This window comes from Streptomyces sp. ME02-8801-2C (assembly GCF_033793965.1).
Classification (GTDB): domain Bacteria; phylum Actinomycetota; class Actinomycetes; order Streptomycetales; family Streptomycetaceae; genus Streptomyces.
On sequence record NZ_JARAXP010000036.1, the window covers coordinates 19,677 to 32,374 of the forward strand.

General features: G+C 69.8%; 10 protein-coding genes and 1 pseudogene. 5 read left to right on the plus strand and 6 right to left on the minus strand.

The window, feature by feature from the left end; all coding sequences use genetic code 11:
• Window positions 1-284 precede the first annotated feature (284 nt).
• Entirely contained in the window at window positions 285-1,187 is a 903-nt protein-coding gene (locus PV396_RS43755) for an SAM-dependent methyltransferase (protein WP_319213953.1), read from the plus strand.
• A 140-nt stretch (window positions 1,188-1,327) separates the two neighbouring features.
• On the plus strand, window positions 1,328-2,554 hold the full coding sequence (locus PV396_RS43760) for a PLP-dependent aminotransferase family protein (RefSeq protein WP_319213954.1): 1,227 nt from the start codon (window positions 1,328-1,330) through the stop codon (window positions 2,552-2,554).
• 87 nt (window positions 2,555-2,641) lie between these two features.
• Here the strand turns inward: PV396_RS43760 and PV396_RS43765 are convergent, their stop codons facing one another.
• Window positions 2,642-3,439: a DUF4253 domain-containing protein gene (locus PV396_RS43765; protein ID WP_319213955.1), complete on the minus strand. Its 798-nt coding sequence runs from the start codon at window positions 3,437-3,439 to the stop codon at window positions 2,642-2,644.
• Window positions 3,440-3,840: 401 nt separating this feature from the next.
• Between PV396_RS43765 and PV396_RS43770 the strand changes: the two genes are divergently transcribed.
• Window positions 3,841-4,197 (plus strand): DUF805 domain-containing protein, encoded by a 357-nt coding sequence (locus tag PV396_RS43770; RefSeq protein ID WP_319213956.1) that lies wholly within the window; start codon window positions 3,841-3,843, stop codon window positions 4,195-4,197.
• A gap of 73 nt (window positions 4,198-4,270) precedes the next feature.
• Here the strand turns inward: PV396_RS43770 and PV396_RS43775 are convergent, their stop codons facing one another.
• The 3 genes from PV396_RS43775 to PV396_RS43785 form a co-directional block, all read right to left on the minus strand.
• Window positions 4,271-4,894, minus strand: a complete 624-nt coding sequence (locus tag PV396_RS43775) for a hypothetical protein (protein WP_319213957.1) — start codon at window positions 4,892-4,894, stop codon at window positions 4,271-4,273.
• Window positions 4,895-5,019: 125 nt separating this feature from the next.
• On the minus strand, window positions 5,020-6,801 hold the full coding sequence (gene argS / locus PV396_RS43780; protein WP_319213958.1) for an arginine--tRNA ligase: 1,782 nt from the start codon (window positions 6,799-6,801) through the stop codon (window positions 5,020-5,022).
• A 371-nt stretch (window positions 6,802-7,172) separates the two neighbouring features.
• Window positions 7,173-7,466, minus strand: coding sequence for a hypothetical protein (locus PV396_RS43785; RefSeq protein ID WP_319213959.1), 294 nt, complete (start codon window positions 7,464-7,466; stop codon window positions 7,173-7,175).
• A gap of 236 nt (window positions 7,467-7,702) precedes the next feature.
• On the opposite strand from PV396_RS43785, the gene PV396_RS43790 reads away from it, so the two are divergent.
• The gene (locus tag PV396_RS43790; protein ID WP_319213960.1) at window positions 7,703-8,281 is read left to right on the plus strand and encodes a hypothetical protein; all 579 of its coding nucleotides are present in this window, start codon (window positions 7,703-7,705) and stop codon (window positions 8,279-8,281) included.
• A gap of 141 nt (window positions 8,282-8,422) precedes the next feature.
• Complete coding sequence (lysS, locus tag PV396_RS43795; RefSeq protein WP_319213961.1) at window positions 8,423-10,183, plus strand: lysine--tRNA ligase; 1,761 nt, start codon at window positions 8,423-8,425, stop codon at window positions 10,181-10,183.
• 94 nt (window positions 10,184-10,277) lie between these two features.
• Here the strand turns inward: lysS and PV396_RS43800 are convergent, their stop codons facing one another.
• Together PV396_RS43800 and PV396_RS43805 are read right to left on the minus strand one after the other, a co-directional pair.
• Window positions 10,278-10,655 carry a hypothetical protein gene (locus PV396_RS43800; protein ID WP_319213962.1) on the minus strand — a complete coding sequence of 126 codons (378 nt, stop codon included), beginning with the start codon at window positions 10,653-10,655 and terminating at the stop codon, window positions 10,278-10,280.
• A gap of 16 nt (window positions 10,656-10,671) precedes the next feature.
• Window positions 10,672-12,698, minus strand: a pseudogene (locus PV396_RS43805) (hypothetical protein); the annotation flags it as partial.

The following is a 12,698-nucleotide window of genomic DNA, read 5'->3' on the forward strand; positions in this document are numbered from 1 at the left end:
CCCTTTCAGGGGAGGGACGGGAGGGGGGTGGGGCACCAGCTTGTTGCGTGATCCGTCCCAGCGCCATGTTCTGCCGGGAATCTGGGACGCCTGTCCGTCCATCGGCCTGCTGACCTGCGGTGATGGCGTCCCGTTCAGGGGCCTTCCGGGACGGTCCGGACCGTCTGGACGGTCTCTGAACGGTCCGGGGGGCGCTTTTCGAATTTCGAACATCAACTGCGGTCGGCGGATAGGTTGTTGTCCGTTGTAGAGGTTTGGACATCAGCTCCCCAGGGAGAGGCCCCATGAGCGGCGATGCTCTCAGTCAGGACCCCGCCGAGCTGCGAAGGAGGATCGACACCACCAAAGCCCATCCGGCCCGGGTCTACGACGTCTTCCTCGGCGGCAAGGACAACTACCCGGCCGACCGCAACGCGGCGGCCGCGGCGCTCGCCGCCAACCCCCGCGGTTACCTCGACGTCCGGCACAACCGTGACTTCATGCGGCGCGCGGTGACGGCGATGGCGGGTGAGGAGGGCATCCGGCAGTTCCTGGACATCGGCACCGGACTGCCCACGCAGGACAACGTCCACCAGATCGCCCAGCGCATCGCGCCGGACAGCCGGGTCGTCTACGTCGACAACGACCCGATCGTTCTCGCCCACGCGCGTGCCCTGCTCACCAGCGGGCCCGAGGGCCGTACCGACTACATCGACGCGGACCTGGCCGACCCGGCGCAGATCCTCGAACACGCCCGCAAGACCCTCGACTTCGACCAGCCGATCGCGCTCGTCCTCGCGGCCGTCCTGCACTTCGTGGCGGAGCCGGAGGCCTACGACATCGTGCGTGAGCTGGTCGACGCGTTGCCGTCCGGCAGCCGGCTCGTCCTCAGCCATCTCACCGAGGACCTGAACCCCGAGAACATCCGCGCGGTCCAACGGACGTATACCGAGCGGGGGTTCACCTTCGTGCTGCGGTCCCGGGCCGAGGTGGAGCGCTTCTTCGAGGAGAACGGGCTCACCCTCGACGAGCCGGGCGTCGTACCCGCCCACCACTGGCGTCCCGACGGTGGCGCGCCGGTCCCGGAGGAGGTCGAGGCCGCGTACTTCGAGTCGCTGGACGACATCGAGAAGGTCCGCTATCGCGACATCAACGATGTCACGGACGCGGACATCAACGTGTATGGGGCGAGTGGGAAGAAGGCCTGACGGAGTGCGGCCTTGCTTCAGGTCGAGGCGGGTCGGGTCGGGAAAAGCGGTTGTAGGTTGCAGGCATTTCTCTAGGGTGTGGGCAGGGGGCGTGTCGTCCGCCCGTCTGCTCGTCTGTCCGCCCACCTGAAGGAGCCGCCATGACAGCCCCGGTGACAGCCGCTTCTACGTCTGATTCCGCTTCCGCTTCGGCCTCCGTGCCCGCGCTCGCCGCGCGGGCGCGGGCGGTCGGCGGGTCTGCCGTACGGGACATCCTGGCCGTCACCGCGCGGCCCGAGGTGATCAATTTTGCGGGCGGGCTGCCCGCACCCGAGCTGTTCGACGCGGAGGGCGTTGCCGCCGCCTTCCGGGACGTGTTCGCGGACACGCCCGCGCGGGCCCTGCAGTACGCCACGACCGAGGGCGAGCCGGCCCTGCGCGAGGCGCTCGCGATACGGCACACCGCGCGCGGCCTGCCCACCGACGCCGACGACCTCCTCGTCACCACCGGTTCCCAGCAGGCCCTGTCACTGCTCGCCACCGCGCTGATCGAACCCGGGGACGTCGTCCTCGTCGAAACGCCCTGTTATCTCGCCGCCCTTCAGGTGTTCGGGCTGGCCGGGGCCCAGGTGGTCGCCGTGGCGGGGGACGCGGACGGGATCGATCCTGGGGCGCTGGAGGAACTGGTCGTCCGGCATCGGCCCAAGCTCCTCTACACCGTGCCCACCTTCCGCAACCCGACCGGCCAGACCATGCCGGCCGACCGCCGGGCCGCCGTGGCCGAGGTGGCCGCGCGGCTCGGGCTGTGGATCGTCGAGGACGACCCGTACGGCGAGCTGCGCTTCGAGGGCGAGCGGGTCCCGTGGATCGCCTCCCTTCCGGGCGCGGAGGACCGTACGGTCCTGCTCGGCTCCTTCTCCAAGGTCATGGCGCCCGGGCTGCGGTTGGGCTGGCTACGGGCACCGGAGGTGCTGCGGCGGGCCTGTGCCGTCGCCAAGCAGGCCGCCGACCTGCACACCCCGACCGTCAACCAGCTCGCCGCCGCCCGTTACCTGGCCGACCAGGATCTCGACGCCCATGTGCGGCGCGTGGCCGGTGTCTACGGGGAGCGGCGCGACGCCATGCTCGCCGGGATCGGGGACGCCTTGCCGGAGGGGTCGACCTGGACCCGGCCCGAGGGTGGCATGTTCCTCTGGGCCCGGCTTCCGGAGTCGTACGACACCGGTGCGCTGTTGCGGGACGTGGTGGAGCAAGGGGTGGCGTATGTGCCGGGGGCGCCCTTCTTCGTGGGTGAGGGGGGCCGGGCGACTCTGCGGCTGTGCTTCGTCACCCAGACTCCGGAGGAGATCGGGGAGGGGTTGCGGCGGTTGGGGGTGGGGTTGCGGTAGGGCTGTGCCGCGAGTTGGCACGCGCGCGGTTCGTTGGCTGCGGGTCGGTGGGGGTTGGTCGCGCAGTTCCCCGCGCCCCTACCGGGGCTAGTCCCACCAGAAGGACCAGGTCTGCTTGGCCAGCAGTTCGTGTTCGGCGTATGCGGGCAGGGTGGTGTGGGTTCCCTGCGTGATGTTGTCCGGGCAGAACGCGAAGTGCTCGGCGGCTATCGCCTCGGCCTCGGCGAGGGTCGTCGGCGGGGCCGCCACCGACAGCACCAACTGGTTGAAGGTGAGCGCCAGGACCCGTATGCCGAAGCGGTCCTCCCAGGAGCGGAGTACCGCGCACAGGCGGGCCGTGTCGCTCTCGTAGTTCGCGGGGCCGGACCAGCCGATGGCGGCGGGGACGTCGGCGGAACGGCGGGCGGGGACGAGGGCGAGGCGCGGTTCCTTGAGGGAGGAGCCGACGACGAGGGTCGAGTCGGCGAACCAGGCGACCAGGTCGTCGGCGTCGGCCTGTAGGGATTCGGCATCTGTACCGGTGGCCAGCCCGGGCCAGGCCTCACCCTCCGCCGCGTATTCCTCCCAGAACTCGGCGAGGACCTCCTCGGCGTCGTGGTCCCCGGGGTACGAGGTGTCGGCGGGCATCAACTCCCACTTCTCCGGCCCGCCCTGGCCGCCGTCCACCTCTATGACCACCGGTACGAGCCCGGCGGCCCGCCACGCGTCGTGGTGCGCGGCCCAGTCGCCAGGGGTGTAGGGCGCGTCGGCGTGCCAGAGCAGGGGCTCGTGCCAACGGCCCTCGTCCGTCGTGTCGATCAGTCTCCCGGCGGGGAGAGCGAGGCCGAGTGTGCTGCCGGTCGGGTCGGCAGCGAGGTGGGGCAGCGGATTGGGAAGTGTCGCCATGTCGGTGACTGTAGGGCCTGCCACTGACAACGGGCCCGAGCGGAAGGAAACGCTGGTCAGCGGGCAACGGTTCGAGATCGGTCCGGTGTCGGCGCGGCCTCGAATTCGCGTCGGACTGGCTTAGAACCGGCGTAGAACTGGCAATGATCGGGCCATGGTTCGGCGGCGGGAGGGTGTAGGTGCCGTGAAGGGCCCGTGGTGGTGCCCACGTCATCGATGATCTTGCGTGGATCTGTCCTGAAATCGATGCCCACGGGCGGGCGTTGAATCTGGCTTGTGAGCGGATTACTGCCCCTGACCTGCAACGGCTAACCCCATTGACGAGTTCCCGCCAGTATCCGTAGCTTCTCCCTCTGGCCTGATCCGCTCGGTTGGCCCATATCGTTCCCTGGGGGGAAGCAATGAACTACTTCATCGAGGCGCTCAAGAAGTACGCGGTGTTCAGCGGGCGTGCGCGTCGCAAGGAGTACTGGATGTTCGCGCTGTTCGTGGGCATCATCTTCGCCGTGCTGCTCGGCATCGGCTTCGCGGCCCACGCGCTGTGGATCGTGTCCGTCGCCTACCTGGCGATCCTGCTGCCGGCTCTGGGCGTCACCGTCCGGCGACTGCACGACACGGGTCGCTCCGGCTGGTGGATCTTCTTCGGGATCATCCCGCTCGTCGGCCCGATCACGCTGCTGGTCTTCTACTGCCTCGACGGCGACCAGGGCGAGAACAAGTACGGCCCCAACCCGAAGTTCGCCCCCGCGCACATCTGACGCTCGCGGCGAGGGCATCGTCCCCGTGCCCTGCGTTTTGGCCGCCTGGTTCCCTCCGGGCGGCCTTCGGCGTTCAGTCGGTCACCGTCACGATCACGATGACCGCGGCGATGACTGTGTCGAGGACGAGGCAGAACTCGGCGAGTGAGCGCGTCACCACCTTGTCGATGCGGTAGTGGTACGCGTCCCATGCCGCGTGGGCCAGCAGGCCGCCCGCCACGAAGTACGCGCCCACGGTCTGCGTCACGCCCAGGGCTGTCGCTGCGGCGGCGCCGAACGCGGCCATCGCGGTCAGGTGGTACGGCCAGCCGCCGTGCGGGGGTGGGGCGTTGGGGGTTCGGCGGCCTTGCAGCAGGCCGTAGGCCAGGAAGGGGACGGCCAGGGCGAGGATCACCCAGGTCGGGTCCACATCTCCTCCGCCCCATAACTCTGTGGCGAAGATGACGGCGACTGTGCCGAAGAACAGCGGCCACACGGAGGACGGTTTCCGGAGCGCCGCGGCGCCGAAGTAGATGAGCGCGGAGGCTGCCAGGGCCGGGGCCGCGTCGACGCCCTCGGACATGTCGAGCCCGATCAGCGCGGCTGCGGCGATGCCTGCCAGGACGGGCCAGTGGTGTGCGATGCCCGGTCGAGTGGCGGGAGTTGAGGTGGCGGGCGTCGCCGAGGTGTCGTGGCTGGGCTTGGGTGGGTTTGGCATAGCTTCAACGTACGTACCCCTGGGGGGTATGTAAACGGCTTGTGCGGAAGTGGAATGGCGGAAGCCGGGCGCCCGTTCGACTTCGGGTGCCCGGCTTCCGTACGGCTGTTGCTGCCGCCGTGGGGTCAGAGGCGCTCAGGTGTCCTGATGCCCAGTAGGGCCATGCCCTGGTGGAGGGTCTTCGCCGTTACGTCGCACAGGAACAGGCGGTTTGTCACCTGCTGTGTGGTCTCCGCCTTCAGGACCGGGCACTTGTCGTAGAACGTCGTGTACAGCGACGCCAGTTGGTACAGGTACGCCGCCAGTTTGTGCGGGGCGTACTCCGTCGCCGAGTCCGTCACCGTTTCCGCGAACGCGTCCACGTGCAGGGCCAACGCCCGTTCCGCGTCGTGCAGTTCGAGTTCCGGATGCGGCTGCGGGCGTACCTCGCCGGCCTTGCGCAGGATCGACTGGATACGGGCGTACGCGTACTGGAGGTACACGCTCGTGTCGCCGTTCAGCGAGACCATCTGGTCCAGGTCGAACTTGTAGTCCCGGTTCGCCGACGTCGACAGGTCCGCGTACTTCACCGCGCCGATGCCCACCTGGGCGCCGCGCTCGGCGACCTCGGCGTCGGAGAGCTGACCCAGGGTGTCCTTCTCCCGTACGACGGTCGTCGCGCGGTCCACCGCCTCGTCGAGGAGGTCCACCAGCTTCACCGTCTCGCCCTCACGCGTCTTGAACGGCTTGCCGTCCTTGCCGAGGACCGTGCCGAACGCCAGCTGGAAGGCCTTGACGTCCTCGTCGTTCAGCCAGCCCGCCCTGCGTGCCGTCTCGAAGACCATCTTGAAGTGGAGGGACTGGCGGGCGTCGACCACGTAGACCAGGCTGTTCGCCTTGAGGTTGAAGACGCGGTCGCGGATCGCCGAGAGGTCGGTGGCCGCGTAGCCGTAGCCTCCGTCGGACTTACGGACGATCAGCGGGACCGGGTTGCCCTCCGGGCCCTTGATGTCGTCGAAGAAGACGCACAGGGCACCCTCGCTGCGCACTGCGACGCCGGACTCCTCCAGGAGGCGGCATGTCTCGTCCAGCATGTCGTTGTAGCCCGACTCGCCGACGATGTCCGCGTCCCGGATCTCCATGTCCAGCTTCTCGAACACCGAGAAGAAGTAGATCTTCGACTCGTCCACGAACTTCTGCCAGATGGCGAGGGTCGCGGGGTCGCCGGCCTGGAGGTCGACGACGCGGAGGCGGGCGCGGGTCTTGAACTCCTCGTCGGAGTCGAAGAGTTTGCGGGCCGTCTTGTAGAGGCGGTCCAGGTTCGACATCGCCTCCTCGCCGCTGTTCTCCGAGGCCGCGTCGTCCGACTTGTGGTCCAGCTCGTGCGGGTGCTCGTCCAGGTACTGGATGAGCATGCCGAACTGGGTGCCCCAGTCGCCGATGTGGTGCCTGCGGATCACGTTCTCGCCCGTGAACTCCAGGAGTTGGACCACCGCGTCGCCGATCACCGCGGAGCGGAGGTGGCCGACGTGCATCTCCTTCGCCACGTTCGGCTGGGCGTAGTCGATGACCGTCGTGCCCGGGTGGGGGGCGAGGGGGGCGCCGAGGCGGGCGTCGGGGTCCGCGGACCTGGCCGCGAGGTTCTCGACGATCGCCTTGTCGGTGAGGGTGATGTTCAGGAAGCCGGGGCCGGAGACCTCGATGTCCTTGATCAGGTCGGCGGACGTCACGTTGGCGACGACCTGGGTCGCCAGGTCGCGGGGGTTGGCCTTGGTCTTCTTGGCGAGGGCGAGGATGCCGTTCGCCTGGAAGTCCGCACGGTCGCTGCGTCGCAGCAGCGGGTCCGCGTGTGCCTCCGGCAGGGTTGCCGTGAGGGCGTCCGCGAGGCGCTGGTGGACGGTGGCGGTGAGGGACTTGACCGGGGCCATGGAGTGGGTGCCGTTCTCCTGGGGGGTACGGGTGGATGTGGTCAGTATCCCATGGGGGGCAAAGGGGTTTTTGGGGGTGCGGGTGGGGTGGGGGTGGGGTTTTTCGCCCCCGCCGCCCCTACCCGTCCCATCCCGTTCCTGGGGGCTGTGCCCCCAGGCCCCCCTACGGCCCTGAACGGGCCTTGTCCTCAAACGCCGGACGGGCTGGAAATGCGGGCCGGCGCTGAAAAGGTGCGGGCCGGGGGCGAAGGGGTGCGGGCCGGGGGCGAAGGGTCCCGGGCCCGCTGTGCAGGGGTGCGGGTCGGCGGCGAAGGGGTGCGGGCCCGCTGTGCAGGGGTGCGGGTCGGGTGTGCAGGGGTGCGGGCTTGTCCTCAAATGCCGTACGGGCCGGCACAGTGCAGCCAACGTTGGAGGGTCTTGTTCACCTCTGGCGGGAGGGCGCTGAGGCTGTCGATCACGGCTCTGTCCTCCGGCATCGGGGGGATGCCGGCGACCGTCAGTGCCGCGTGGAGGGCCAGGCGTTGTTCGTCGCGGGGGGTGAGGGCGTAGGCCAGGCGGTGGGCGGGGTTGGGCGGCGGCGGGAAGTAGTCGAGGCCGTCGGGGTGTGCGGCGTAGGGGTCGACGACTGCGCACGTGGTGAGGTTCTCGTGGCTCCAGGGGGTCATCTCTGTCTCCTCGTCGGCGAATCGTTCGCTGATCACGGGGCCAGAGATGCGCGAGGAGGTCGCTTCGGTTGCGGAGGTGTGCGTACGTCACGCCTATGGCGCCATCGGCTGCTGATCACCTCGTGTGACCAGTCGTGGTGGTGGGCAGTGGGCAGTGGTGGGGAAGTTGTGCTTGAGAGGTAAAGCATTTCGGTCTTCGTTGCCTACTCGGCAGTCATGTTCTAGGCATGGGGATCATGACTCCCCCCACCAAGATTCTCGCCGCCCTCGGTGTCGCCGCCGGACTCGTTCTCGGGTTTGTCGGTAGTGCCGGGGCCGCCACGCCCGGAGTTCCGGGTGTCCCCTCCGTCGGGTTCGCTCAGCGGACCGTTGTCGGGTCCGACGGACAGGTTCATCGGCTCAAGCTCGCCGCCACGCCCACAACCCTTCCCGCCGCCGGTGGCACCGTGAACGTCGCCGGGACCGGGTACAACCGGGGGCAGGGGATCTTCCTGGCCTTCTGTGTCATTCCTGACGGGGTTGTCGTCGGGGATCCCTCGACCTACACCTCACTGCCCACGCCCTGTCTGCCCGGGCGGGACAGCAAGGACGGGTCCTCGCGGAGGATCACCGACAGTGACACCGGGACACCGGGCATCACGTTGCCGTACCGGGCGGGTGGCTCCTTTGTCACCACTCTCAACCTTCGGGCCGAGATCCAGGACGGCGTTGTGTGTGACGTCGACGTCAAGTGCGCCATCGTGACGCGGGCCGACTTCACTGCCACCGCCGACCGGTCCTACGACCAGTACATCCCGGTCAGCTTCGGGAAGTAGGGCCCGCCCGCCATGGGGCCCAGTGTCGCGGAGGCGCGCTGAAAAGCCGTTTTCGTGGTTCTGGGCCCACCTGGGAGAATGAAGAGGTCAGCCGTCCGACCGTAGGCGGCCGGCCTTCAGGAACTCTCAGAAAAAGAGGACGTGCCGATCGTGGCTCAGAGCACCGAGACCACCGACTGGGTCTCCCGTTTCGCGGATGAGGTCATCGAGGAGTCGGAGCGCCGAGCCCCCGGCAAACCTGTTGTCGTCGCGTCCGGGCTGTCGCCCTCCGGGCCCATCCACCTGGGCAACCTGCGCGAGGTCATGACCCCGCATCTCGTCGCCGACGAGATCCGGCGGCGGGGGTACGAGGTCCGGCACCTCATCTCCTGGGACGACTACGACCGTTATCGCAAGGTGCCCAACGGGGTCGAGGGCGTCGACGACTCCTGGGCCGAGCACATCGGACGGCCGCTGACCGCCGTACCCGCGCCCAAGGGGTCCGCGTACCCCTCCTGGGCCGAGCACTTCAAGGCCGCGATGGTCGAGGCGCTCGCCGAGCTCGGTGTCGAGTTCGACGGGATCAGCCAGACCGCGCAGTACACCTCCGGCGTCTACCGCGAGCAGATCCTGCACGCCATGAAGCACCGGGCCGACATCGACGCCATCCTCGACCAGTACCGGACCAAGAAGGCTCCCGGCAGTCCCGGCAAGAAGCCGCAGCAGTCGCAGAAGCCCGTCGACGACGCCGAGCTCGAGGCCGCCGAGGGGTCCGGGGCCGCCGGTGAGGACGACGGGAGCTCCGGATCCGCCGGGTACTTCCCGTACAAGCCGTTCTGCGGCGGCTGCGGCAAGGACCTCACCACCGTCACCGCCTACGACGACGACAGCACCGAGCTGACGTACACCTGCACCGCCTGCGGGTTCTCCGAGACCGTCCTGCTGAGCGAGTTCAACCGCGGCAAGCTGGTCTGGAAGGTCGACTGGCCGATGCGCTGGGCGTACGAGGGGGTCGTGTTCGAGCCGAGCGGTGTCGACCACTCGTCCCCGGGGTCCAGCTTCCAGGTCGGCGGGCAGATCGTCGGCAGTGTCTTCGGCGGCAAGCAGCCGATCGGGCCCATGTACGCCTTCGTCGGCATCAGCGGCATGGCCAAGATGTCCAGCAGCAAGGGCGGCGTACCCACGCCCGGCGACGCGCTGAAGATCATGGAGCCGCAGATCCTGCGCTGGCTGTACGCCCGCCGGCGGCCCAACCAGTCCTTCAAGATCGCCTTCGACCAGGAGATCCAGCGGCTCTACGACGAGTGGGACAAGCTCGACGCCAAGGTCGCGGACGGGTCGGCGCTTCCCGCCGACGTCGCCGCCCACTCGCGTGCGGTGCGTACCGCCGCGGGTGAACTGCCGCGTACGGCACGGCCGTTGCCGTACCGGACGCTGGCCTCCGTCGCCGACATCACCGCCGGTGCCGAGGACCAGACGCTGCGGATCCTGGGCGAGCTCGACCCGGCCGATCCGCTGGTCTCCCTCGACGAGGTGCGGCCCCGGCTCGACAAGGCCGAGGCCTGGATCAACACCCAGGTGCCGGCGGATCAGCGGACCATCGTGCGGGACGAGCCCGACAGCGAGCTGATCAAGTCCCTCGACGAGCAGGGGCGCCAGTCGCTGCGGCTGCTGGTCGACGGACTCGCCGACAACTGGTCCCTGGACGGGCTCAGCCACCTTGTCTACGGCGTGCCCAAGGTCCAGGCCGGGTTCTCCGCCGACGCCACGGCGAAGGAACTCCCGGCCGAGATCAAGGTCGCCCAGCGGACGTTCTTCGCCCTCCTGTACCACCTGCTCGTCGGGCGGGACACCGGTCCCCGGCTGCCCACGCTGCTGCTCGCGGTCGGACAGGAACGGGTGCGGCTTCTCTTGGGGGAGTAGAGGAGCAGGAGGGACGCGTGCGTGTTGTGGGGAGGGGCGTTCGGCTTGTGCCGGGCGCCCCTCCCCCTTTGTGTACGGCCGGTGGCCGTTCCGTTCAGACCGTCACCGCGATGGCCAGCATGATCGCCATGAGGGTCACCACGAAGATCGTGATCTGGCCCGGGGTCGGTACCTCCACCGGCTCTCCGGCGCGTGCCCGGCCGATCTGGCGGCCGATGTAGCGGGCGAAGACCACCCGCGTCAGGGCCAGGCCGAGCATGCCCAGGGTGTAGAGCATCAGAGGGGTGTTCCCCTCGTACTGCCGTGCCGCCGAGTCGAGGCCGATGGCGAGGGCGGCGCCCAGGGGGAGCACGACCACCTTCCACTTGTTCTTGCGCTCGAGGATCAGTGACTGGAATGCCACCGCCGCCGCGGTGCCCGCCACGACGGCGGCGATCCACCAGTCGGCGCGGGAGAAGTGAGAGGTCAGCACAGAGGGTTCCTTACGGCTACCAGGTGAGGAGACCGGTCACGAAGGTCACCCCGTCGCTGATGCCGTTCGAGATCGTCGTCCCGACGTTTTTCGCCAGGGTCTCGCCGCCCACCTTGAAGTTGCGGAGCAGCGCGCCCTTGCCCTGGAAGATACCGCCGATCACGAAGATGCCCAGCGCCTGCTGGAACTGTGGGGACTTCCAACCGCCGTCGTAGCTCAGGGACAGGAGGGCGCTCACTCCCTGCATGCCCCAGGAGGCAAGGCCGACGCCGAGGGCGACGGCTCCGACGGCGGGCGCGAAGGGGCCGGTGAACGGGGCGACGAGGGCGAGGCCGAGCGAGATCCCGCCCAGCACCGTGCTCCAGTGCCCGGTGGCCGACGCCCAGTCCTTCATGTCGCCCATGTCCTCGGGCCACATGCCCCAGTACTTGGTGTCGCCGGTGTTGTCGTCGTCGTACGCGGTGCTGTCGGACGGGTTGGTGCCGTCCTGTGCGGCCTTCCGGGCCGCCTCGGCGGCCTTGCGGGCGGCCTCGACCGCCTCGGCGCGTCGTTTCGTGGCCTCGATGGCGCGGGCCTCGCTGGCGGCGGCGGAGGCGGCCTTCGCGTCCTTGCCGGCCTGGATGGCGGAGGCACGGGCCGCGGTGGCGGAACTCTGGGCCGAGGCGGCGGAGTTCACGGCCTGCCTGGCGGAGGCCACCGCCTGGCTCATCGAGTAGTTCGCGGAGCGTGCGGCACCGCGTGCGGTGGACGCCGCCGACCGCGCGGACTTGGCGGACTCGGCTGCGGCGGCCGCCGAGCGGTCGGCGGAGTCCGCGTTGGCCTTCGCCTCCGCCGCGGAGTTGTTGGCGTCGGCGGCGTAGCCCTTCGCCTTGTTCTCCCACTCGGTCGCCTCGGCGGCGGCCTGGCGGGCCTCGGCGGCGGCCTTGGACGCCCGCGCCGCGTCCTCGAGGGCCTTCGCGGCGATCCGCGCGGCGTGCGCGATGGCGGCGCGGACCGCGGCGACATGGGTGGCGTGGTCCTCGTCGAGCTGGGCGACGCCGAACTTGTCCTTGACGACGAAGGCGCGCCGCATGCGGGCCGGGCCCTCGAGGACGATCTGCGCCGCCGACTTCATGTACGGGCCGCCGGTGTCGAGCAGGCGGACGATCTCTACGTTGTCGTCCTCCTTGGTGGCGGCCGGCAGTTCCACGGTGAGGAAGCGGTGCAGGGCGCGGGCACCGCCGTCGTTCAACGCGGCCTGGGCGCCCGCCCTGACGGCGGCACCGGGGTTCGCGTTCAGGAGGGCAGCGACCGCGACGCGGTTGTCCGTGGCCGCCGCCTCGACGGCGCCGTTGGTGAGGAAGTCGCCGACCGCGTTCGTCGCGGTGCCGGCCAGCGCCTGGAAGGCGGCCTCGGCGATGGCGGGCGTGCCGAGCTGGGCGAGGGTGAGGACCCCCTCCCGGTCGTCCTGGCCCTGGGCGAGGAGCCTGTCCGTGCTGATCCAGTTGACGATGTCGTCGTCGGCGCCGGCGAGGGCGTACTCGGCGGCCTCCCTGGTCCAGCCGCCGGTCGAGTCGAGCAGCCTGACGGCGGCCTTGCGGCCGTTGGTGACCGCGGTGGCGGTGTCCCCGGTGCGCAGCGCGGCCTCGGCGGCGGCGACGAGATCCTTGATCTCCGTGCTGGTGGCGTCCGCGCGGGTGCGCTGCTCGTCGGCCCGTCGGGTGTCGTCGGCCTCGAGCTGGGCCTGCTGGCGTGCCACGGCGACGCCCATCTCGGTGTCCTCGGCGATCCGCGCGGTCTCGGCCTCGCGGGCCGCCTTCTCCACCTCCTGGGCTTCCTTGACGGAGGCGGCGGCGGTGTTGGCCGCGGTGACCGCAGCGGCGGCGTACGCGGTGGAGCGCTTGGCGTACTCGATCGCCTTGCCCGCGTTGTCCGCCGCGTCGTCGGCCGCGTCGGCGGCCTTCAGGGCGTGCTCGGCGGCGCTGTTCGCGGCGTCGCGGGCCGCAGCGGCAGCCGCGGCGGCCCTGCCCGCGAGCGTCGTGGCGATGCCCGCGGCCCGGGTGG